Below are 22,445 nucleotides of genomic sequence, written 5' to 3'. Positions count from 1 at the left end.
ACGCTTATGTTACACGCGTAACGTGACAATGTTGTGGCCATTCACCTTCTGCATTATAAGAACAATGGATAATAATAGCTTTGCTTTTCATCATGCTTGTTCTTAGAGCGTGATCACAGTCAGTTTAGGGTGTTTGTTGTTCTAGCTTAATCGGTTCAACAGCAAAAGTAAGCACATTATTGTCACTTTTTACTAAAATATATCTTAAAGCGCCTAATCGAGCTTCTTCCGCGTGAGTTGCACTATTATTGGCAATAAATTTATTTAAGGCTTCCGTAAGCTCAGGGGCTTTATCCAGTGAAACTTCAGGGGCAAATATACGGACCATTGCCATGGTATAACTTTCCATTAATTGTCGATTTTTTTGGTTTTCTTGTGGGTTATCAGACGGTAGTAATGTGATCTGTAAACTTTTAATTTTTTCACTTCCGCGTTCTAACACCGCAGAGGAATAAATTTGTTGGTTAATTCGAGAAGCTGCTCGAATATAGGGAGCTGCGATATCTTGGCTAGCAATTACTTTATATTCATGAAGATATAAGTCTTTGTATGCTTGATTGAATTGGTTACGTAATTCAGGAATAGTGAGGTTAAAAGAAGGCGCATCAGGGGCCAAATAGGAGACCTCAAAGTCAGTATCTGGCAGCGTTGGGACTTTTTGAGCAAAAGCCAGTTGTGGCACACTAAGTACAAAAATGGTTATGATGGCGTATACAGAACGAAATAAAGTTTGGGTCATTTTTGAGCCACTCATTTTTAGTTTTCCACATTGTATCAGGATTATAGGTAATGACATTACAACAATGGGCTTTTTCCTTCAAAGGCCGTATCGGTCGCCGGCCATTTTGGGTAGGTATTGCAGTCATTTTTATTTTAATGACGGTAATTGCCCTGTTACAAAATGCACTGCTATTCTCTGAAACACTTGCTATATCGTTATTTATTTTACTACTTTACCCTTTGGCCGCTATCTTTGTGAAGCGTTTACATGACCGTGGAAAATCGGGTGGGTGGTTTACGCTGATTTTATTGGCATTTGCTCTTTTTTCAATCGACGTCAGCCAATTTGAACCTGTATGGCAATGGGGGATAGGGCGCTTTTTGCCATTATTAATTACTATGATAATGGTACTTGATTGCGGAGCTTTTGTGGGAATGGATGGTGTTAATCACTACGGTGAAGAAACAGAAACAGTAGATTATCTATAGCGCGAATACCATATAGCATAAATGCTACCCTGAAGATGCATCAGGGTAGTGTATGACATTACCAATATTGTTCACTAGAGATATGGCCGGGCTTGCGGCGCAAGTGTTTAACCATCCCATGGCTATTTTTCAGCGTATCACGAGTATCTCTGACCATTTCAGGGTTGCCACACAACATGACGTGACAGGTGTCAGGCGAAAGTGTTAAGCCAACAGTGTTTTCGAGTTCATGATCCTCAATTAAAGCTGGAACCCGACCATATAATGAACCCGCACATTGTTCCCGGCTCACTACGGTGACAATCTTTAATTTTCCTTGGTATTGTTGTTCCAACTTTTTCATTAAGGGTAAATAACTTAAATCTTTCTCATAACGGACCGCGTGGAGTAAAACAATGTTCTCGAAGCGCTCAAGGTCTTTGCCTTCCTGTAAAATAGACAAAAAAGGCCCAATGGCGGTACCTGTTGATAACATCCATAAATTTTTACATTCAGGGATTTCGTCTAGAACGAAGAAACCTGCTGCTTCATCTGTGATCTGTAACGTATCATCGGGTTTTAATTGTGCTAATTTTGGGCTAAGTTTCCCTTCGGGGACGATGACAAAATAAAATTCAAGTCGGTTATCACTAGGTGCGTTGACGTAAGAATAAGCTCGCTGAATACGTTCGCCTTCGATTTCGAGTGCCAGTTTGGCGTATTGTCCGGCGGTAAAGGGTTTAATTGGCGCCTCAATGACTAAGCTGAATAATGAATCAGTCCAAAATTTGGCTTCAATCACTGTTCCTGTTACCCAATTTGCCATAGATCCCACCTCTTCATATTTTAAAATCGACCATCTGAAAAATAACTCATTTTTGATGTGAATGAGCCAAAGCATGGTTCACTAGGATTTAATACTAAAACAGTTCATTATTTATGCTTATCGATAATGTGTTCCAGTGTTTTATTCTTAATATTGGTCTATTTTAAAGTTCAATGTACAGTTATGTTGACAATGCTGGCGAATATTACTGCCATTGTTGAAAAATATAAAATGTCGCACTACTACGAAAAGATGGCTGCTTTTGTTATCTTAGTCACACTCAAGCAAAACGCATTATTTGCTATTTATTAAAAATGGCATAAAAGCGTAGAGCAGTATTTTTATATTGATAATTAAGCACCTAAATAATTTTGCGTTATTACAATGAAATAATGCGGCGTTATTTTGTGTCCGAAATAGCGTGCATTTGAATTATTGGATGTATTTGAGAGAAAAATGAGAAAACTGGAACATTTTAATTTGCTATTAATGCTAATTGCATTGGCAGCAGTCGGCCAAATGACACAAACTATTTATGTTCCTGTCATTGCTGAAATTGCCGCTTATTTTAATGAGCCCTCTGGTGCTGTTCAACAAGTGATGGCGGCTTATTTATTTTCTTATGGTTTTTCGCAGTTAGTTTATGGGCCGCTATCTGACCGAATTGGTCGCCGACCTGTTATTTTAACCGGTTTAACGATTTTCTTATTTTCAACGGTTGTGGCAATTTTCGCGCCAACGCTAAATATACTTACAGTGGCAAGTGGGTTACAAGGGCTAGGAACTGGTGTTGCCGGTGTAATGGCAAGAACAATGCCTCGAGACTTATATAAAGGCACAGCGCTGCGTTATGCAAATAGCCTATTAAATATGGGGGTGTTAGTCAGCCCATTATTGGCTCCTATGTTTGGCGGAATATTAGCGCACTTTTGGGGCTGGCATGCTTGCTATATTTTCCTATTTATCTTAGGAGCCTCAGTATTATTGAGTATGTATCGTTGGCTACCAGAAACGCGGCCTGTTTCCCCAGAAAAGCACAGAATGTTGGCCTCATATCGTGAATTACTTTCAAGTGGTTCATTTCTCTCTTACCTTGCCATGCTAGTTGGTGCGTTAGCTGGGATAGCGGTATTTGAAGCCAGCAGTGGTGTATTGATGGGCGGTGTATTAGGGCTAAGCAGTATCACTGTGAGTATTTTATTTATATTGCCGATTCCTGCCGCTTTCTTTGGCGCTTGGTATGCAGGGCGAGAGGGAAAAACGTTTTATAATTTGATGTGGCACTCAGTGCTTATTTGTTTATTGGCTGGCTTTATGATGTGGGTGCCAGGTTGGTTTGGGATTATGAATATATGGACATTGTTAGTCCCTGCAGCGGTATTTTTCTTTGGCGCTGGTATGTTATTTCCTTTAGCAACGACAGGGGCTATGGAGCCTTTCCCTTATTTGGCAGGTGCCGCAGGAGCACTCGTTGGCGGCTTACAAAATGTCGGTTCAGGTGTTGCGACTTGGGTTTCCGCATTATTACCGCAGAACGGGCAGTTTAGTTTAGGATTGTTGATGTTTTTAATGTCGACGCTTGTATTGTTGTGCTGGTTACCTTTAGCAAAACGTATGAATCACTCAGAACGCATGGTTTAATAGTATATGGTCAGGCTGCAAAAGACAGCCTGACCATCAAATTACGCGCTTAGCAGTATATCAGCTTGCTTTTGTGGCGAAATTGATAGCACCGATGAATACAAGGAGCTAGGTTCTTCTTCTGACATTGATGATATAAGTTCCGGCAACATGACTCCTGAATTAAATATCACTGGTTGGTTGGCATCTAGAAATTTTGTATTTTCTGCTAATTGCCCTGTTGGATTTTGAGTGTTTTGTTGGAGCCAAATCAACTTTGGTACAGTATGGTCCTGCAAGTGTTGGTCTATATGAATGATTATTCCATCCAGTTTTAACTCAGGGGTACTGTCTATCGTGCCTTTTATTGTTAATTGATTTTGTTGTACTGAAAAATACCACTCCTCTATTGGTATGCTTTCTTGAATTTGTTTTTGGTCATCACTAGTCCTTAGTGTGACCCAAAAAGAGTACTGGCCATCAGGCAAGTTTAAGTGAGTAATATCCACCATTTGTTCGAAGTTTACATCCGCAACTAAAGGTTGCTCGACTGTGTAGTAGATCACATCGGGTATTGCTGAGTAATGCCTTGCGTGAGTATCAAGGTGATTGAGCGCAATAAAGTTCAAAGAGGTATCAACCTGCGAATCTTGGCCAAATGGGTCAGATAATGAAAAATATTGTTGATGTAACCGGCCTTTTTCAACCCACTTGGCGCAAAGTGCACTTTTTGAGGTGATTTTGTCGAGATTGACTTTACCTGTCGAAAAATCAATTAAGCCTTCTTCTGTTGCTGCCCAGTAAATAGGGGCACCTTGCCAATAATTATCGAGAATCAGCTGGTTGGGTAATAAATAGCCATCACTGTTTGTTAATACACGGCAAGCTAATGAATCCGGGTTGTTATAGTGGGAGATCAACTGCCCAAGCTCTTTTTTGTAGTTCAATTCATGTACAGTAAACTGAACCAATTCGCCTTTATCTGCAATATTGAAGCTCTCTGTACGTCGGATTTGCAATACTTCGGTCGATAACCCATTCGGAGTTGCATAAGTGACGGTTAATGCATAGTCACCATTAATATCAAATGGACGGCCAACCCCTGTTTTTAGGTTATGGTAATCGGCCGGCAAGCTTCCTATGGTACGGTCAACCGTGATGGTGCTATAAGGGTGTGGGGTATTATCTGCCATTTTAGTAAACTGATGCTGTATCCAATAAATCGGGACATCACGTTGATGAGGAAGTTGTTCAATTTGTGTTAGGCGATAATATTTTGAGTAATTCTCTTGAGTTAGTGTGACCCATTGTTTGTTAATGTGATCCCAACGTTGATAAAAACCGTCTCCTGCAAACCCGCCATCTTCAGTATCCTCCCCTTTAGTTTTATTGTTTTGCCAGCGTATTCTTTTGCTTAAAAATTGGTGGATTTTTTGGTTGTAGACATCAGGATGAGGCAAAAATGCATCATAAGCACCGCTCCTAAAAGGCACAAAACTAGAAAGCATGGTTGGCATAGCTTGTTGTAAGTGGCTATGGAGATCGTGATAAGTGACATAATATTGCCTAGATTGGTTATAAGCTGGGTTTTTACCGTGGCTATAAGGGGTATAAGGGTATGTTGGCTGATTATCACGACTTTTCGCATCGGTATGAGGCAAGCCAAGGCCGTGACCAAAAATCTCATGAAACATCACATTAGGTTCGTGAACCCCGCCACCGTTGTTGGGCGACCCAAGCCCTAATAGCGCAGTGCCAACATTTGAAGGTAGGGTTTTAATCGCAGTATATTGATAATCAGAATCAGCATTGTTAGCAGTTTGGTATTTATTGCTGTTATTGTAAGCCCAAAAGATTTGTGCACTGGGGTGATAGTCAATTTCTTCAGGGTTATCATAGTGAGGATGAATAAACGGAATGGCGTTGCTATTGGTGCCAGCCCTATATGGCGTTAAGCTTGGGTGACCCACTGTAGCAGGAAGGCTATACAATGTGAGCTGTCCAATTGGTAAAACGGTTGCCGCTTCTTTTCCCCAACTTAGCGGGGAAGATGAATAAACGCCATGACCTTGTTGATATAAACTGTGGCTATCAACATGAACAATTAAGTGGTTATCAAGGGTGACATTGGGGGAAAATAGGCCATATTGGTTGGTTTCTTCGGTGATAATGGGTTTGCCATTAACAGTGATAACAAGGTTGATATCCGGTTGTATCCACTCACCTTTTAGCGGAGCGGTAAAGCGTTGCTGATGCCAATTTTGCGCGGAAACATTCATCTGTTGGGGGAGCGCTGTTAATTTTTGGGGTAAATGATCTGGGCCAGTTAGTCTTACTCGGCCTAATATTTTTCTTTCTTTATTGCTGACGATGGCCTCAATATCAGGGGATTTCGCTGCTGTTTCGCTGGTGATTTCCACATTCAATAATGCCCAGCGATTAGCCGTTAAGCTCATATGCTTATCGGTCATGTTCTGCAGGTGAGTTTGCGCAAGTTGAATATGATGGATTTGCATATCACTTGGTGTTGGGTTGTAACGCCGTTGAGGTTCATGATAAACAGGGTCTGGAGTGGAATATGTGCGTTTACCAGGAATGCGCAGTTGTGGTGCATTTACGGTTTGTAACTGAATGGAAAGGGGTTGGGATTGCTGCCCGTTAGGTAGCATAGCTGTAAAATCAAATTGATCTGAGTGGGTTTTAAATTTTGCATTATTGGCAATGTACTGCCATTCGTTGGTGGAGTTATTTAGCGTTAATTGACCAAATTTGGGCTGCTCAAGGATTTTGTAACCCTTAATATGGGGGCTATTTGGTAGTTTTCCTGTTATGGCACCCACAACTAACTGATTTGGGAGCTCATCTGGGTTTTCTGCTACTAAAATAGGTAGAATTTGAGGAACGCTTTCTTGCGAATCATATCGAGAGATCGCCTGTTTTGTTTGTTTCAATTGGAACTGGCGAAAAATGATATTTTCACCAACAAGTTTTAAGGTATTATTTTCATAGCGGATTTTCACCGCAGGAAGCTGATTTGTTGCCATCATTTTATTAACATCAGTTTCGATGGAATGGGCAATCTGTTGCCAAGACGACGTTTCTGTAATTGGGATGTTATGTAAAGACAACGTCTTGTTATACTTGGTATTTTCTATAGATATTGAGAAATATTGGCTGTTATTCCGTAACTCATCGGTTAGCTTCAATGAGTTTATTGTGTGGGGTGGTAGGGTGATGGCTTGCTGGAAATTATGATTTTCTAAGGTGTTATTGGTTAATGCAATGTGCTCTACTGGGCGCAGTTCATCAATGAGTTGTTGAGTAGAAGCTGATGGTTTTTTGTGTTTATCTTTGACTATCAATAAACTCCCGCCTGTGAGTTCTAACCAATGGCGAATGAGCTCAACTTGTTTGTCATTGGCATTTTCGGGTAAGACGACGATGCTATAATGGCGATGCCATTGCCCACTTGGTAGTAATAAATCAGCGAGCTGAGCCTGTGCTCTGGTTTCTCCATCAATCCATTCGTGGGGTGAATTAAAACTTTCAACAAACAAATTTTGCTTCGTATGGAAACTAAAGCCGGAGAAATATTTAGTGCCGATCGCACTCAATACATAGGTTTTTTTATTTTCCCCCACTAAACGGGGCTTATCACTTAACCAACTGAATAACTTAAATGCTTTTTCGCCGTCAGCTGATTGTTCAGGGTTATCCTTTAATGCATTTATCAAGGTGGTATCTTGCTGAATAATTGCCACTCTCCCTTTTTTATACCATCCTAGTTGTAAGTTACCTTGCTGTATTTCATCAGCAAATATTTTAAGGTTATCCATTACCAAAATCCATTTTTTGAGGGTTAATTTCGAGTTTCATTGGAATGTTATTCTAAATAAACTCAAAAAAACGGTCTAATTTATTATTATTTTAATAACTGCATTTTCATTGATTAACTAATTAGTTATTAGAAGAAAGTCATACTTGTAGGGATAAAATAAAAAAGGCCATATAAATTATATGGCCTTGGGTGATTAAAAATAAAGGCGGTTAAAAATAGACTAGCCGCGGTCTTCCCACTCTTGGGCGCGTGCTACGGCTTTTTTCCATCCCTCGTATTTGAAATTACGTTCCGTCGTTTCAATACCTGGTTTGAATACACGCTCAATGGTCGCCTTGCTCTGTAGCTCATCAAGATTACTCCAGAAACCAACGGCTAAACCTGCAAGGTAAGCGGCGCCCAACGCGGTGCTTTCTCGCACTTCAGGACGCTCAACAGGGGTACCTAAAATATCTGACTGGAATTGCATTAAAAAGTTATTGGCGACAGCGCCCCCATCAACCCTCAGTGCTTTTAAGCGCTCACCAGAGTCTGCTTGCATTGCATCAAGTACATCACGGGTTTGATAAGCGATGGACTCTAAGGTTGCGCGAATGATGTGGTTGCGGTTTGCACCACGCGTTAGGCCAAAAATAGCGCCACGCGCATACGGGTCCCAATAGGGTGCGCCTAAGCCTGTAAAGGCGGGAACAACATACACGCCATTGCTGTCTTTCACTTTAGTGGCAAAGTACTCTGAGTCTGTCGATTCATCAATCAATTTCAGTTCATCACGCAGCCATTGAATAGATGCTCCGCCCACGAATACAGCACCTTCAAGGGCATAATTGACTTCGCCTCTCGGCCCACAAGCGATGGTCGTTAACAACCCGTGGTTTGAGCGTACTGCGGTTTCCCCTGTATTTAGTAGTAAGAAGCAACCTGTTCCATAGGTATTTTTAGCCATACCCGGTTTTACACACAGTTGGCCGTATAGCGCGGCTTGTTGGTCTCCCGCCATCCCTGAAATTGGGATACGAGTCCCACCTTTCCCCCCAATATTGGTTTGCCCGTAGACTTCGGAAGAGGGGCGTACTTCAGGGAGCATTGCACGTGGAATATTGAGCGCTTTGAGGATTTTGTCATCCCACTCAAGGTTACGGATATTGAATAACATAGTTCGAGAGGCATTGGTGTAGTCGGTGACATGAACACGCCCTTGTGTCATTTTCCAAACGAGCCAAGTATCCACCGTCCCAAACAGTAATTCGCCTTTCTCAGCACGTTCACGTGCGCCTTCAACATTATCTAAAATCCATTTTACTTTGGTACCGGAGAAATAGGGGTCAACAACCAGCCCCGTATTTTGGCGAATATACTCTTCTAAATCGCGGTCATTTTGTTTTAGATGCGTACAAAAATCAGCAGTACGACGACATTGCCATACAATCGCATTATAAACAGGCTTACCTGTGGCTTTTTCCCATACGATGGTGGTTTCACGTTGGTTAGTGATCCCAATGCCAGCGACTTCATCGGTACGAATATCCGCTTTAGCGAGTACTTCTACAAGTGTTGAGCTTTGCGATGCCCAAATTTCCATTGGGTCATGTTCCACCCAACCTGGTTTAGGATAAACTTGGGTGAATTCACGTTGTGAAATACTGACAATATTTGCATCATGGTCGAGTACAACAGCGCGTGAGCTGGTTGTGCCTTGGTCGAGTGCAACAATATACTTTTTCGCAATAGTGGTTTCAGTTGTCATAATTTAAGCCTGTTCCGAGGATTTGGTGTTTTTAACGGATAATTTTTCTGTTTTGGTCTCTTCTTCACATACCATGCAAGGTAAGTGGCGACCAATCAGTTTGCGATAGGCGAATGCGCCTAGCAGACCACCAACAATAGGTGCTGTCAATGGGACGAGAAAATAGGGAATATCGCGGCCACCGGTGAGAGCGATATCACCCCAACCAGCGAGATAAGCGACAACCTTTGGACCGAAGTCACGAGCTGGGTTGAGTGCAAATCCTGTGAGTGCGCCAAATGACCCGCCGATGACGGCAATCAAAATACCAATTAATAATGGAGCAAGTGGGCCACGAGGGACACCATTGCCATCATCGGTTAGGGCGAGTATTAAGCAAACAAGAATGGCAGCAATAATGACCTCAATAAAGAATGCATGAGGAACACTAATTTGTGGTGCAGGGTAGGTTGAGAAAACACCTGCAGTAAATAAGCTTTCTTGTGAGCCTCTAATGATATGGTGGACTTGGTCGTAATCGAAAAATACAGGGGAATACATTGAGTAAACTAAGGCGGCAGCAAAGAAGCCTCCTAGCATCTGTGCGATGATATAAGGGACGACTTTGCGTTTATCAAAACACGCAAATAGCCATAATGCGAGAGTAACGGCTGGGTTTAAGTGAGCACCGGAAGTACCCGCTGTTAGGTAAACGGCTAAAGCAACGCCGAAGCCCCAGATAATACTAATTTCCCATAAACCTAGTTGTGCGCCAGCTATTCTAACGGCAGCAACACAGCCTAGACCAAAAAATACCAGTAGCGCAGTCCCTAAAAACTCTGAGATGCACTGACCTGTGAGTGATGTAGTCGTCATTTGGCTCATATGTTTCTATCCTACGAAAATGAAAAATATTGTAATGTTTTTTTAAGTTAAGATTTTCTAATCGAAAATCATTAACTGTGAATTTATCGTTAAAGAACATAAACGAGAAATATCGAAATTGAAAAATGTGTGTTGCATCACTAAAGCGAAACAAAACAATCAAAAATAGTGATGAATTCGACCTTTGTGATGTGATCTGACCAGTGTTTTTTAATGAAGGTTATTACGATTCAGAAGGAAGGAACTGGACACAGAGGATCATGCTACTTACAATCGTGTAAAAGCTGATAAGGGAGACCAGAATTATGTCATTTGAAGTATTTGAAAAACTAGAATCCAAAGTGCAACAAGCGATTGATACAATCACACTGTTACAAATGGAAATCGATGAATTAAAAGATAAAAATGGTGCACTAAGCCAAGAGCTTGAAACAGCAAAGTCAGGCACGGATTCACTGGTGCGTGAAAATGAACAGTTAAAACAAGAGCAGCAAGCTTGGCAAGAGCGTTTACGGACTTTGCTCGGTAAGATGGAAGAAGTGTAATTTCTCGTCATACTTCGCGTTGTAGGGGTGTTGGCTTCGTCTCTTCGCCCTAGTCACATACTTATGTATGCTCCTAGGGTCTTATCGACTTTGCCGCCTACCTACAACACGAATTATTTAGAGAAATGTTTGTTATGCCTCACATTGTAGGGTGTTGGCTTCGTCTCTTCGCCTTAGTCACATACTTATGTATGCTCCTAGGGTTTTATCGACTTTGCCGCCTACCTACAACACGAATTATTTAGAGAAATGTTTGTTATGCCTCACATTGTAGGGTGTTGGCTTCGTCTCTTCGCCCTAGTCACATACTTATGTATGCTCCTAGGGTCTTATCGACTTTGCCGCCTACCTACAACACGAATTATTTAGAGAAATGTTTGTTATGCCTCACATTGTAGGGTGTTGGCTTCGTCTCTTCGCCTTAGTCACATATCATGTATGCTCCTAGGGTCTTATCGACTTTGCCGCCTACCTACAACACGAATTATTTAGAGAAATGTTTGTTATGCCTCACATTGTAGGGTGTTGGCTTCGTCTCTTCGCCCTAGTCACATACTTATGTATGCTCCTAGGGTCTTATCGACTTTGCCGCCTACCTACAACACGAATTATTTAGAGAAATGTTTGTTATGCCTCACATTGTAGGGTGTTGGCTTCGTCTCTTCGCCTTAGTCACATACTTATGTATGCTCCTAGGGTTTTATCGACTTTGCCGCCTACCTACAACACGAATTATTTAGAGAAATGTTTGTTATGCCTCACATTGTAGGGTGTTGGCTTCGTCTCTTCGCCTTAGTCACATACTTATGTATGCTCCTAGGGTTTTATCGACTTTGCCGCCTACCTACAACACGAATTATTTAGAGAAATGTTTGTTATGCCTCACATTGTAGGGTGTTGGCTTCGTCTCTTCGCCTTAGTCACATATCATGTATGCTCCTAGGGTCTTATCGACTTTGCCGCCTACCTACAACACGAATTATTTAGAGAAATCTTCATCACACCCCATGTTCTAGAGTATAAAAATAAGGGCTGCAATAATTTGCAGCCCTTATTTATAGAATTTTTAACGGATCATGCGTCGATATTGTCATCTTCGACAAAACCGTTGTTCTCATAAGGTGTTAATGGCTCTTCAGAAAGGATAATACCGGTGTTATCGGCATAAAGGTAATCACCTGAAAAGAAAGTCACACCGCCGAAATTAACACGAATATCACTTTCACCGATGCCTTCATCCGGACAGCCTGCCGGCATCGCAGCAATAGCTTGAATACCGAGGTCGAGTTCCATCAGGGTATCTACCTGACGAACCGCACCGTAAACCACAATTCCTTCCCAGTGGTTATCAACAGCTAACCTTGCAATTTCAGCATCAATAAGTGCCTTACGGACAGAACCGCCCCCATCAACGAGTAGGATACGCCCTGTACCATCCTCTTCCAGCAAATCATACACTAGGCCGTTATCTTCAAAACACTTAACTGTAATGATTTGACCGCCAAATGAAGTACGTCCACCAAAATTGGAGAAAAGGGGTTCTACCACGTTGACGCTTTCTTGGTAAATATCGCAGAGTTCGGAAGTATCATATTTCATAGGAGTTAGGTCTTTTTTGCTGCAAGAGGCAATCAGTATATCCCTTTTGAACCGTACTTGGCAAAGTTACCCGCCTAAAAATAGGCGGAAAAAGTCAAAAAAACGACAAATAGTGAATATTATTTACTCATTACGACGCCGATGGAAAATAAAACGTTGGTCACGAGTGCGGCTTTCACCATATTTTCCAATAGAGGGCGCATACCTTCGGGGGTTGGGTCGCTGAGAACACGGCGTAAATGGTTCATTAGCATTGGTACGGCGAGTAAAAATAGCCAACCGCTCCAGCCGTGTAAATAAATTAGATTAAAAAAGGCCAAACATAAAATAGCCGCAACAATAATAATGGTGTGATAAATTCGAGCCCCTTGGGGACCTAAGCGCACCGCTAAGGTATTTTTACCTGCTTTAATATCATTTTCGATATCACGCATATTGTTGATATTCAATACCGCAACAGAGAGCAATCCACAAGCCGTTGCGGGTAGGACAGTGATGATATTAAAACTATTTGCTTGTAAATAATAAGTCCCAATAACACTTAGCCAGCCAAAGAAGATTAAAACAGAAATATCCCCTAACCCTAGGTAGCCATACGGTTTTTTGCCCACGGTATAGGTAATAGCAGCGACGATAGCAATAAGCCCTAATGCGACAAAACCAATGGCATCCTCGGGTTTTTCACATGCGACAATAATTAACAGTAATCCGGAAAGGCAGGCCGCTGTAATATTTAGCTTGAGCGCCTTTTTCATATCCTCTTGCGTGATAACGCCTTTTTGCATGCCACGTAATGGACCAATGCGTTCAGCCGTATCAGAGCCTTTGACCGCATCACCATAGTCATTCGCAAGGTTAGATAAAATCTGTAATAAACCCGCTGTGATAAGTGCTAATAAAGCGACAGGCCATTTAAAATTATTAGTTAAATAAGCGAGTGCAGAGCCTGTCACAATCGCAATCACCCCTAATGGTAGGGTTTTAGGGCGGAGACTTTCAATCCAAGCTTGTTTACGACTTATTGTTGAGGATGTCGACTGCATGCAGTTACCTATAATTCAAACTCTTTAGAGATGTGTTCTTAATAATTTAATAGCCCATCATATAGAGAGATACCTGAGTATTTTCAATGTAATGGGCAGAATATTTAATAGAAAAAAGTGCAGCGATAAAAGCTGCACTTTAGTCGATGTATATTAAGGATACATGAAAACCAGATAATTAATAAGATTATAAAATAAATCTACTCAGGTCTTCATCCGCCACCAGCTCATCTAAGTGCTGTCTGACATAGTCTGCATCGATTTGGATGGTTTGCCCGTTACGGTCACTGGCATCGAAAGAAATATCTTCCATTAAACGCTCAAGCACGGTGTGCAAGCGACGAGCACCAATGTTTTCGGTTGACTCATTGACTTGCCATGCGGACTCCGCAATTTTACGAATACCGTCAGTCGTGAATTCAATATTCACGCCTTCTGTTGCCATCAGCGCTTTATACTGTTCAGTTAATGAGGCATTTGGTTCCGTCAAAATACGCACAAAATCTTCAGTTGTCAGCGCTTGTAATTCAACACGAATTGGCAAGCGACCTTGGAGTTCAGGGATCAAGTCTGATGGGCTCGAAACTTGGAACGCACCTGAAGCGATAAACAGAATGTGGTCAGTTTTGACCATGCCGTGCTTAGTCGAAATGGTACAGCCTTCGATTAATGGCAGTAAATCACGTTGAACCCCTTCACGGGATACATCTGGCCCCGAACTTTGGCCACCGCGTTTACAAATTTTGTCGAATTCATCGATGAAGACGATACCATTCTGTTCAACCGCTTCAATCGCTTGTTCTTTTAGCTCTTCAGGGTTGACTAATTTAGCCGCTTCTTCTTCAACTAGCAGTTTGAATGCCTCTTTGATTTTCATCTTACGAGGTTTCTGTTTTTGGCCTGCTAGGTTTTGGAACATGGATTGTAACTGGTTAGTCATCTCTTCCATGCCTGGAGGTGCCATAATTTCAACACCCATAGGGGATGCAGCGACTTCGATTTCAATTTCTTTATCGTCTAATTGGCCTTCACGTAATTTTTTACGGAATGCTTGGCGGGCTGGAGAATGCTCATCCGTTGGTTCAGATTGCCCCCAGTTATTTTTTGCTGGTGGGATAAGAACGTCTAAAATACGTTCTTCAGCCATTTCTTCGGCGCGATAGCGATTTTTTTCGATAGACTGTAAACGCACCATTTTAACGGCAGAGTCAGTTAAATCGCGAATAATCGAGTCAACTTCTTTACCAACATAGCCGACTTCAGTAAATTTGGTCGCTTCAACTTTGATAAATGGCGCATTGGCTAATTTCGCAAGGCGGCGGGCAATTTCAGTTTTACCTACCCCTGTTGGCCCAATCATCAAAATATTTTTTGGTGTGACTTCGTGACGTAATACTTCGTTTAACTGCATACGGCGCCAGCGGTTACGCAGAGCAATCGCAACAGAACGTTTGGCTTTATTTTGGCCAATAATATGATTGTCGAGTTCGCTGACAATCTCGCGTGGAGTCATTTCGGACATACTAGCAATCCTTATGATTTTGAAGAAATTTCTTCAAAGTTGACATTATGGTTGGTGTAAATACAGATATCACCCGCAATAGCGAGGGCTTTTTCAGCGATTTCTTTAGCACTTAAGTCTGTATTTTCTAACAAAGCACGTGCGGCTGATTGCGCATATGGGCCACCGGAGCCAATCGCAATTAAGTCGTTTTCCGGTTGAACCACATCACCATTACCTGTAATGATCAGTGAAGTGTGTTCATCAGCGACAGCTAACAAGGCTTCTAATTTACGAAGCATGCGGTCGGTACGCCAATCTTTAGCAAGTTCAACGGCCGCTTTCGTTAAATGGCCTTGATGCAGTTCGAGTTTGCGCTCAAACAGTTCAAATAATGTGAATGCGTCTGCGGTGCCACCGGCAAATCCGGCAATGACTTTGTCGTTGTATAAACGGCGAACTTTGCGGACATTGCCTTTCATGACGGTATTACCCATCGTCGCCTGTCCATCACCACCAATTACGACCTGGCCATTACGGCGAACACTTACGATTGTTGTCATGAGTTAGCCCCTGGTTTTATTACAAAAAAGAATGCGGTTGAATGTGATTTTCAAAAGATTAAATTCAAGTGATAGTTGTCTAATTAACTATCACTTGAACTAGGTTGAAGACACAAAGTACCGCTCATGAGTACATTAAAACAGTACATGGGGGGGAAGGAGGAATTTTTCAACCCCCAGAAGCACGAAGAATACAACCGGAAACACCTGCACCTGCTGCACGGTCACGCATTTTTTCGGCAGTGGACTTGGAATAAGGTCCTAAAACGATACGGTGCCAACCTCCACCTGCGCTTACACGGCTTTCAATACCTGAGAATGCCAAAGTAGCTTGCACAGACTCGGCTTGTTCTGCTGTACGGAATGAACCACATTGAACAACCATATTTTGCAAGCTGTTTGTCGGTTTAGTGCTTGGCGCCGTTTGTGGTTGAGTTGTGGGCACGGTTGGTTGAGCCTCAAGTTTTGGAGGGATATTAGTCGCTGGTTTACGTTGCACTGGCTCGATAGGTTGAGCAGGCTCATTGATGAGCACTTGTGAACGCGGCACTGGTTTACCGTTTGCAGGTATTTCTTGCAAGTTAGTGACAGGCTGGCGTCTGTCAGAATCAATTTGTTCTAATAGCTGGCGCTGTTCAGGTGTTAAATCTGATGGGCGCACAATATTATTACCCGTGCTCGGCTGTTGAATATTTGGCATATCCACACCACGACGCTCGAGTTCCTTAATATAACGCCAACGTTCTTCAGGCTTTGGTGGAAGCGTACTACCCGGTGTTGTGGGAGTGGCTACCTGAGGCTGTGGTGTGTCCTTTTTATTTTGAGTGATATAAAACAGGCCGCCAACAAATAGCACGACAATCGTGACAGCAACAACCAATGTTGTCATTGGTAGTCCTTGTGCTTTCTTTGATTTACCTTTGCTTTTTTTACGGGCGGATGAGCGCCCTCGAGCTACATAATCTTTTTGTGCCACGCTATTAATTCACTAGTTATCAATTGTTAGTCATCATTTGGGTTAACATGTTACTTAACCTGAGCAACTTTGACTAGCTTTTAGGCGCTTTTGTGCTCTCTCTAATGATTAAATCAGAATCTAGGAGACGTGAGCCTGGATTAACATTGTGCCCATGAATCTGCTCGAGCAGTAATTGCATCGCATGATGGCCAATTTCAGCACGAGGTTGGTTGATAGTCGTTAGGGCTGGCAAGGTATATTTTGCTTGCTCTAAGTTATCGAAACCAACAAAAGAAAGGTCATCAGGGAGCTTTAAGCCCATTTTTTTCGCTTGCCACATTGCACCAATTGCCATGATATCACTATGGCAAAAGATAGCTGTCGGTGGTTCAGGAAGTGACATCAATGTTTTCACTGCTTCAGCGCCACCCTCATGGGTAAAATCACCACGAATAATATAATTTTCACGCAGTTTTTCACCTGTGCGTAACATGGCTTTTTTATAACCTTCTAAACGATATTGGCTTAAAGGCATATGGTCAGGGCCTGCAATACAAGCGATCAGTTTATGGCCTTGTTTTTGTAGGTAATGTGTTGCGTTAAATGCGGCGGTGAGGTTATCGATATGCACGGTAGGCAGTTTTAGCTCAGGTGCGAACTCATTGGCCATCACAATTGGAGGGAGGTTTTTTTGCTCTTCGGTTGAGATATCGAATGGAATATTGGAACCCAGTAAGACCATGCCATCAATTTGTTTGGTAATAATGAGATTAATAAAAGCATTTTCTTGTTTTTCTTGGTGTTTACAGTCCCCAATCAAAACAAAATAGCCTTCTTGAGCGGCAATTTCTTCAATGCCGCACACGACATCACTAAAGAAAGGGTCGCGAATATTAGGAACGAGTACAAGAATAGTCTTTGATTCATTGCGCTTATAGCTTCTAGCAAGGTTATGAGGATAATAGCCAACATCCATCACCGCTTGTTCGACTTTTTGGCGTGTTTGCAAAGAAACTTTTTCCGGGTTCATGAGTGTTCTAGATACTGTCGCTGTCGAAACGCCCGCGGCACTAGCAACATCTTTCATCGTTGCCGTGTTATTGTGTTTTTTACTTTCCACAACGCCTTCCTTAGATTGATTTAATCGTTTGCTTTTTTTGAATGGCGCAAGTACGTCATTATTAGTGGTTATTCTAATTGGTTTCTCAAGAATATCTGTTACCTAGTTTGCATAAAAAGTGTGACTTGCATCATTTTTTAGAGCTGCTTCGCAAATTTTGAAAATAATGCTAAGGGCAAAAAGATAAATGAAACTCAATATGTATAAAAAACGCTCAAATTGGTTGTTTAGCATTATAGGGTAAATAATTCAAAGTTATCAACATACTGCGAAGAAAATATTGGCAGGGTTTATAACGTTAAATGGTTAGATAAAATGAATCATTTAGCATGAGTAATGAGTTAACAATCGGTCGGGTCCACATCGATGTTCCATTTTACTTTGCGACTTTCTGGCTGTTGAAGAATTTCTGGCAACAGTTTCGCCATAAATTGTTGTAAATAAAGCCGCGAAGGGTGTTGCAATAGCAATTGCCAGCGGAATCGCCCACCACGTTTGGCTTGAATCGACGGCGAAGGGCCTAGGATCCACATTTTCGCGTCACTTTGGGGATGTTCAGCAATATATTGCCGCACATTTTGCAGAAATTGACGTGAATCTTGGTTATTGTGATCTTCCGAGCGTATCAATATATGGCTGGTGTAAGGCGGTAACATCGCGATTTGCCGTTCTTCCATCGCTTCTTGGGTAAATGCGTGATAACCCTTTTCAAGAAGCGTGAGCAACAATGGGTGTTCGGGATGGTGGGTTTGCAAGAACACTTCACCTTGTTTACCAGCTCGCCCTGCTCGACCAGAAACTTGCACGTATAATTGAGCAAACCGTTCGGCTGCACGAAAATCACTCGAGAATAAAGCCCCGTCGACATCTAACAAGGCGACTAAGGTGACATCAGGGAAGTGGTGGCCCTTGGCTAACATCTGTGTGCCAATAAGAATTCTAGCCCCCCCTTCATGTACTTGGTTTAAATGCTGTTCCAGTTCCCCTTTACGGCTCGTGGTATCACGGTCAATACGGGTAACGGGGGTATCAGGGAACAGTTCACAAATCCCTTCCTCAAGTTGCTCAGTTCCCATTCCTACAGGTACTAAATGCGTTGAACCACATTGTGGGCATTGGCGAGGAACAGGGCGCTGGCTATCGCAATGGTGGCAGCGTAATTGATGAAAATTTTGGTGCAGGGTGTAATAGTGGTCACAACGCTGGCACTCTGCAATCCAACCACATTCATGGCAAATCAATGCAGGGGAATAACCACGGCGATTTAAAAATAAAATCACCTGATTGTTTTGTGCAAGGTGCTCTTTAATGTGTTGAATTAATAAGTGTGAAAGGCCAAATTTTAGTGGCTGGCCTTTTAAGTCAATAAGGTGTTGAGTCGCGGGGCGTGCATTACCTGCCCGAATAGTGAGATTTAATTGCCGATATTTATGTTGTTGAACATTGAATAAGGTTTCTAATGATGGCGTCGCAGTACCCATGACAATCGGTATATTGTTCTTTTTAGCACGGAAAACCGCTAAATCACGGGCATGATAACGCCAGCCATCTTGCTGTTTATATGAGCTGTCATGCTCTTCATCAATAATAATAATGCCAAGGTGGGCGAAAGGGGTGAACAGTGCCGAGCGAGTCCCAATAATAATGGCATTTTGCCCTTGCTTAGCGCGTAACCAAACAGCTAAACGCTCGCTATCGTTCAGCCCTGAGTGCAACACATCAACGGGGGCATTGAAGCGCTCACGAAAACGGCTAATGGTTTGTGGGGTCAAGCCAATTTCAGGTACCAAAACTAAAGCTTGTTTACCTTGGGCAAGAACATTTTCCAATACACTTAGGTACACTTCCGTCTTACCGGACCCTGTGATCCCAGCGAGTAGCCATGGTGAAAATTGGTCATCTTCAGCACGTATAGCACCGACAGCTGTCGCTTGCTCACTATTAAGACGCAGCCTTTCACCACAAACTGTGAAGCTTGGTTGCCACTTTTCGCTAGTCGGTGGAACGGGGCGCAAATCAATATAAGCTTTCTTTTTCAGTGCTTGCAAAGCGCTTTCACTGATTTCAAGCTCACTGACTTGATGGCGATAAACGGGTCGACGACGCAGAAGTGCAAGAGCTTGCTGCTGTTTTGGAGAACGTTTTAGCTCATTAAGGTCAACCGCTAAGCCTTCATCCGTTACTTGCCATTGCCAAATAGGGGTAAATTCAGCGGGTTTACCTTGGCGCAATAGTGTGGGTAATGCGTGGAAGAGCACTTCACCTATTGGGTAATGATAGTATTGTGAAGACCACAATAAGAGCTGCCAAATATCGTCAGGGAAGAGCGTTTGGTGGTCGAGAACCAGTTCGATGGCTTTTAATTTATCTTCAGCAAATTCGCTTTTATCGCTGTGCTTTACCACAATACCCAAGGCTTGGCGCTTGCCAAATGGCACCATAACACGGCTGCCAATCACTGGTAGTGGCATGTTATCAGGAAGGCGATAATCAAATGTGCGGTTTAAAGGGACAGGTAAAGCCACCTGAACGACGATCATATCTGGGTTTCCGTCTATTTTTTATGCGATAATGCGAGCGATTGTTGACTAGAGTACCACAAAATTTACTCGGTTTTCATTGCGTGATAAACAGAATTTCTGTATGATCCGCCGCCTTTGGTATCTATTTTTACCAATATATAAAATTCAATCAACACGACGTGTGGTGTCCGGCGTTAGGGCTGGAATGGCGACACGGCCTTAATAGAGGTTCTCCCATGAAAAAAGGTATTCACCCTAAATACGAAGAAGTTACTGCAACTTGTTCTTGCGGTAATGTAATGAAAATTAATTCAACTGCTGGTCACTCGCTGAACCTGGACGTTTGTGGTAACTGCCACCCGTTCTATACTGGTAAACAGCGTGATGTTGCGACTGGTGGTCGTGTTGATCGCTTCAACCAACGTTTCAGCATCCCAGGTTCTAAAAAATAATCGAACTTGTGAAATGCGAAAAAAAGGGAAACTGAGTTTCCCTTTTTTAATGCCCAAAATAAGCGTTTTTATGTCTAAATGAAGAAATTAGAAGTGATAAACGACACCGAGCATGATGTCATTACTGCGTATTTTGACTTTAGACTTGAGCGTATCGCCATTATAGTTATAGCTATCTTGAATAAAACATAAGGGAAGGCACTACGTCGCAAGGTTTGCGACGTAGTTAAAACTTTGAGGCACGTAATGGCGACTAATTAGGATTAATATTCCCACGTTTCAGGGTCGATACCTAATTCGCGCATGATTTCTTTTGCGGCTTCAGGGATCTCGTCATTACGTTCTTTACGCAAGTCTTCATCATTTGGCAGTGGTTGGCCTGTGAATGCATGCAAAAATGCTTCACACAGTAATTCACTGTTAGTGGCATGACGTAAGTTGTTGATCTGACGGCGAGTACGCTCATCAGTTAAAATTTTTAGTACCTTCAAAGGGATAGATACTGTAATTTTTTTTACTTGCTCACTCTTTTTGCCATGTTCAGCATACGGACTGACATACTCACCATTCCATTCAGCCATGGGATACCTTGGATATTTTCAGTAATAATTAAAAATAATATGCACATTCTTTTTAATAGAAACTTAATCTAAGCTTTCAAGGATGAAGAACTGCATACAAATGTGACGACACTTAACTTAGTTTATCACAATATTTTTTGTGAAATGAGTAAGTTAAGCTGATTTGTGTGATTGACTATCAATTTACACATCATAATTAAGGTTGATTATTCCATTAGTTGATATAAACGTAAAGAGGTTTAGACGTCTAGATATATTGACGTCCAAACATCCGATGGGTATGATTTAGCCTATCACTGTTCAGGAGAAGCGTTTATGACTTACAAGCCGTCAACTATCGCAATTCATAATGGATTAAATGAAGATCAACAATTTGGTTGCGTAGTGCCTCCCATTTATTTATCCAGTACCTATAATTTTACTGACTTTAATGAACCGAGAGCTCATGATTATTCACGTCGTGGAAACCCAGGGCGTGATATTGTGCAAAAAACATTGGCACAACTTGAGGGGGGGAGTGGTTCGGTACTAACTAACAGTGGGATGTCTGCGCTTCACCTGTTATGTACCGTTTTTCTGCAACCGGGTGATTTACTCGTTGCGCCACATGACTGTTACGGTGGAAGCTACCGGTTATTTAATAGCCAAAGCCAGCGTGGGGCTTATCAGGTGCAATTTGTCGACCAAAGTGATGAATCTGCATTGCAGGCAGCATTAGCGAAAAAACCCAAATTAGTGTTAATAGAAACACCAAGTAACCCACTATTAAGAATTTTTGATATACAGCATATTGCCCAGTTAGCCCATGATGTAGGGGCATTAGTCGTTGTCGATAATACTTTTTTAAGCCCAATTTTGCAGCAGCCTCTTTCACTCGGCGCAGATTTTGTGGTGCATTCATGCACTAAATACCTGAATGGCCATTCTGATATCGTTGCAGGAGTGGTGATTGCGAAAGAAGAAAAGTGGGTAATAGAGCTTGCTTGGTGGGCGAATAATATTGGTGTTACTGGGGGCGCTTTTGATAGCTATCTACTCTTGAGAGGTATCAGAACGTTATCTCCACGTGTATTACAGCAACAGCAAAACGCACAAGAGATCGTAAAATATCTTAAATCGCAGCCTTTAGTGAAAAAATTGTATTATCCTGCATTAGAAGATCACCCCGGGCACGAAATAGCAGTGAAACAGCAAAAAGGCTTTGGTGCGATGCTGAGTTTTGAATTTGCAGGTGATGAGCCACAACTTCGCCATTTTCTTCGCTCACTTAGCCTGTTTACATTGGCGGAGTCATTGGGTGGGGTGGAAACATTGATTTCCCATACTGCGACAATGACGCATGCAGGTATGTCAGCAGAAGCTCGTGCGCAAGCGGGGATTACAGATAGCTTGCTAAGAATTTCAGTGGGGATTGAAGATCCTCAGGACTTAATCACAGACTTAGATCACGCATTTCAGGTTGCGGCACAACGTTAGCG

Annotated in this window: 19 protein-coding genes; 6 read left to right on the top strand and 13 right to left on the bottom strand. The window is 42.2% G+C overall.

Annotated features, from left to right (window positions below):
• Positions 1-124 precede the first annotated feature (124 nt).
• Positions 125-754 (bottom strand): DUF1454 family protein, encoded by a 630-nt coding sequence (locus M1F26_RS18770; RefSeq protein WP_172412255.1) that lies wholly within the window; start codon positions 752-754, stop codon positions 125-127.
• Positions 755-789: 35 nt separating this feature from the next.
• On the opposite strand from M1F26_RS18770, the gene M1F26_RS18765 reads away from it, so the two are divergent.
• Positions 790-1,209 carry a DUF805 domain-containing protein gene (locus tag M1F26_RS18765; protein WP_140172866.1) on the top strand — a complete coding sequence of 140 codons (420 nt, stop codon included), beginning with the start codon at positions 790-792 and terminating at the stop codon, positions 1,207-1,209.
• Positions 1,210-1,267: 58 nt separating this feature from the next.
• Here the strand turns inward: M1F26_RS18765 and fpr are convergent, their stop codons facing one another.
• Positions 1,268-2,014: a ferredoxin--NADP(+) reductase gene (fpr, locus tag M1F26_RS18760; RefSeq protein WP_140172864.1), complete on the bottom strand. Its 747-nt coding sequence runs from the start codon at positions 2,012-2,014 to the stop codon at positions 1,268-1,270.
• Positions 2,015-2,197: 183 nt separating this feature from the next.
• Here fpr and M1F26_RS18755 point away from each other — a divergent pair, with 183 nt between their 5' ends.
• On the top strand, positions 2,198-2,326 hold the full coding sequence (locus M1F26_RS18755; protein ID WP_256372551.1) for a hypothetical protein: 129 nt from the start codon (positions 2,198-2,200) through the stop codon (positions 2,324-2,326).
• Positions 2,327-2,470: 144 nt separating this feature from the next.
• The gene (gene emrD / locus M1F26_RS18750; protein WP_140172861.1) at positions 2,471-3,655 is read left to right on the top strand and encodes a multidrug efflux MFS transporter EmrD; all 1,185 of its coding nucleotides are present in this window, start codon (positions 2,471-2,473) and stop codon (positions 3,653-3,655) included.
• Positions 3,656-3,696: 41 nt separating this feature from the next.
• Here emrD and M1F26_RS18745 read toward each other — a convergent pair whose 3' ends face one another.
• The 3 genes from M1F26_RS18745 to M1F26_RS18735 form a co-directional block, all read right to left on the bottom strand.
• On the bottom strand, positions 3,697-7,470 hold the full coding sequence (locus M1F26_RS18745; RefSeq protein WP_140172859.1) for a hypothetical protein: 3,774 nt from the start codon (positions 7,468-7,470) through the stop codon (positions 3,697-3,699).
• A 222-nt stretch (positions 7,471-7,692) separates the two neighbouring features.
• Positions 7,693-9,219 carry a glycerol kinase GlpK gene (gene glpK, locus M1F26_RS18740; RefSeq protein ID WP_140172857.1) on the bottom strand — a complete coding sequence of 509 codons (1,527 nt, stop codon included), beginning with the start codon at positions 9,217-9,219 and terminating at the stop codon, positions 7,693-7,695.
• Between the two features lie 3 nt (positions 9,220-9,222).
• A complete protein-coding gene (locus M1F26_RS18735; RefSeq protein WP_004265297.1) occupies positions 9,223-10,083 on the bottom strand; it encodes an MIP/aquaporin family protein in 861 nt (286 codons plus the stop codon).
• A gap of 305 nt (positions 10,084-10,388) precedes the next feature.
• Here M1F26_RS18735 and zapB point away from each other — a divergent pair, with 305 nt between their 5' ends.
• Complete coding sequence (zapB, locus tag M1F26_RS18730; protein WP_004265299.1) at positions 10,389-10,628, top strand: cell division protein ZapB; 240 nt, start codon at positions 10,389-10,391, stop codon at positions 10,626-10,628.
• A 1,074-nt stretch (positions 10,629-11,702) separates the two neighbouring features.
• On the opposite strand, the gene rraA is transcribed toward zapB, so the two are convergent.
• The 7 genes from rraA to priA form a co-directional block, all read right to left on the bottom strand.
• A complete protein-coding gene (gene rraA / locus M1F26_RS18725) occupies positions 11,703-12,227 on the bottom strand; it encodes a ribonuclease E activity regulator RraA (RefSeq protein ID WP_004265300.1) in 525 nt (174 codons plus the stop codon).
• A gap of 119 nt (positions 12,228-12,346) precedes the next feature.
• Positions 12,347-13,270, bottom strand: a complete 924-nt coding sequence (locus M1F26_RS18720) for a 1,4-dihydroxy-2-naphthoate polyprenyltransferase (RefSeq protein ID WP_140172855.1) — start codon at positions 13,268-13,270, stop codon at positions 12,347-12,349.
• Between the two features lie 187 nt (positions 13,271-13,457).
• A complete protein-coding gene (gene hslU / locus M1F26_RS18715) occupies positions 13,458-14,792 on the bottom strand; it encodes an HslU--HslV peptidase ATPase subunit (protein ID WP_004265302.1) in 1,335 nt (444 codons plus the stop codon).
• A gap of 11 nt (positions 14,793-14,803) precedes the next feature.
• On the bottom strand, positions 14,804-15,334 hold the full coding sequence (gene hslV, locus M1F26_RS18710) for an ATP-dependent protease subunit HslV (RefSeq protein WP_004265304.1): 531 nt from the start codon (positions 15,332-15,334) through the stop codon (positions 14,804-14,806).
• A gap of 169 nt (positions 15,335-15,503) precedes the next feature.
• Positions 15,504-16,310 carry a cell division protein FtsN gene (ftsN, locus tag M1F26_RS18705; protein ID WP_140172853.1) on the bottom strand — a complete coding sequence of 269 codons (807 nt, stop codon included), beginning with the start codon at positions 16,308-16,310 and terminating at the stop codon, positions 15,504-15,506.
• A gap of 73 nt (positions 16,311-16,383) precedes the next feature.
• Positions 16,384-17,412, bottom strand: coding sequence for a DNA-binding transcriptional regulator CytR (gene cytR, locus M1F26_RS18700; RefSeq protein ID WP_004265308.1), 1,029 nt, complete (start codon positions 17,410-17,412; stop codon positions 16,384-16,386).
• 341 nt (positions 17,413-17,753) lie between these two features.
• A complete protein-coding gene (gene priA / locus M1F26_RS18695) occupies positions 17,754-19,952 on the bottom strand; it encodes a primosomal protein N' (RefSeq protein WP_140172851.1) in 2,199 nt (732 codons plus the stop codon).
• A gap of 218 nt (positions 19,953-20,170) precedes the next feature.
• On the opposite strand from priA, the gene rpmE reads away from it, so the two are divergent.
• Positions 20,171-20,386, top strand: a complete 216-nt coding sequence (gene rpmE, locus M1F26_RS18690) for a 50S ribosomal protein L31 (protein ID WP_004265313.1) — start codon at positions 20,171-20,173, stop codon at positions 20,384-20,386.
• Between the two features lie 263 nt (positions 20,387-20,649).
• Here the strand turns inward: rpmE and metJ are convergent, their stop codons facing one another.
• Positions 20,650-20,967, bottom strand: a complete 318-nt coding sequence (gene metJ, locus M1F26_RS18685; RefSeq protein WP_004265315.1) for a met regulon transcriptional regulator MetJ — start codon at positions 20,965-20,967, stop codon at positions 20,650-20,652.
• Between the two features lie 315 nt (positions 20,968-21,282).
• Here metJ and metB point away from each other — a divergent pair, with 315 nt between their 5' ends.
• On the top strand, positions 21,283-22,443 hold the full coding sequence (metB, locus tag M1F26_RS18680; protein ID WP_140172849.1) for a cystathionine gamma-synthase: 1,161 nt from the start codon (positions 21,283-21,285) through the stop codon (positions 22,441-22,443).
• The last annotated feature ends 2 nt before the right edge of the window (positions 22,444-22,445 follow it).

Origin of the sequence: Providencia sp. PROV048 (genome assembly GCF_033688165.1) — a bacterium.
In the GTDB taxonomy this organism is placed as follows: domain Bacteria; phylum Pseudomonadota; class Gammaproteobacteria; order Enterobacterales; family Enterobacteriaceae; genus Providencia; species Providencia hangzhouensis.
This window is presented reverse-complemented; position numbering and strand designations above follow the sequence as displayed.

Excerpts from the sequence above, each read along its gene's own strand:
- M1F26_RS18770 (WP_172412255.1), bottom strand. The coding sequence starts at position 754 with ATGAGTGGCTCAAAAATGACCCAAACTTTATTTCGTTCTGTATACGCC.
- M1F26_RS18765 (WP_140172866.1), top strand. The coding sequence starts at position 790 with ATGACATTACAACAATGGGCTTTTTCCTTCAAAGGCCGTATCGGTCGC.
- fpr (WP_140172864.1), bottom strand. The coding sequence starts at position 2,014 with ATGGCAAATTGGGTAACAGGAACAGTGATTGAAGCCAAATTTTGGACT.
- M1F26_RS18755 (WP_256372551.1), top strand. The coding sequence starts at position 2,198 with ATGTTGACAATGCTGGCGAATATTACTGCCATTGTTGAAAAATATAAA.
- emrD (WP_140172861.1), top strand. The coding sequence starts at position 2,471 with ATGAGAAAACTGGAACATTTTAATTTGCTATTAATGCTAATTGCATTG.
- M1F26_RS18745 (WP_140172859.1), bottom strand. The coding sequence starts at position 7,470 with ATGGATAACCTTAAAATATTTGCTGATGAAATACAGCAAGGTAACTTA.
- glpK (WP_140172857.1), bottom strand. The coding sequence starts at position 9,219 with ATGACAACTGAAACCACTATTGCGAAAAAGTATATTGTTGCACTCGAC.
- M1F26_RS18735 (WP_004265297.1), bottom strand. The coding sequence starts at position 10,083 with ATGAGCCAAATGACGACTACATCACTCACAGGTCAGTGCATCTCAGAG.
- zapB (WP_004265299.1), top strand. The coding sequence starts at position 10,389 with ATGTCATTTGAAGTATTTGAAAAACTAGAATCCAAAGTGCAACAAGCG.
- rraA (WP_004265300.1), bottom strand. The coding sequence starts at position 12,227 with ATGAAATATGATACTTCCGAACTCTGCGATATTTACCAAGAAAGCGTC.
- M1F26_RS18720 (WP_140172855.1), bottom strand. The coding sequence starts at position 13,270 with ATGCAGTCGACATCCTCAACAATAAGTCGTAAACAAGCTTGGATTGAA.
- hslU (WP_004265302.1), bottom strand. The coding sequence starts at position 14,792 with ATGTCCGAAATGACTCCACGCGAGATTGTCAGCGAACTCGACAATCAT.
- hslV (WP_004265304.1), bottom strand. The coding sequence starts at position 15,334 with ATGACAACAATCGTAAGTGTTCGCCGTAATGGCCAGGTCGTAATTGGT.
- priA (WP_140172851.1), bottom strand. The coding sequence starts at position 19,952 with ATGATCGTCGTTCAGGTGGCTTTACCTGTCCCTTTAAACCGCACATTT.
- rpmE (WP_004265313.1), top strand. The coding sequence starts at position 20,171 with ATGAAAAAAGGTATTCACCCTAAATACGAAGAAGTTACTGCAACTTGT.
- metJ (WP_004265315.1), bottom strand. The coding sequence starts at position 20,967 with ATGGCTGAATGGAATGGTGAGTATGTCAGTCCGTATGCTGAACATGGC.
- metB (WP_140172849.1), top strand. The coding sequence starts at position 21,283 with ATGACTTACAAGCCGTCAACTATCGCAATTCATAATGGATTAAATGAA.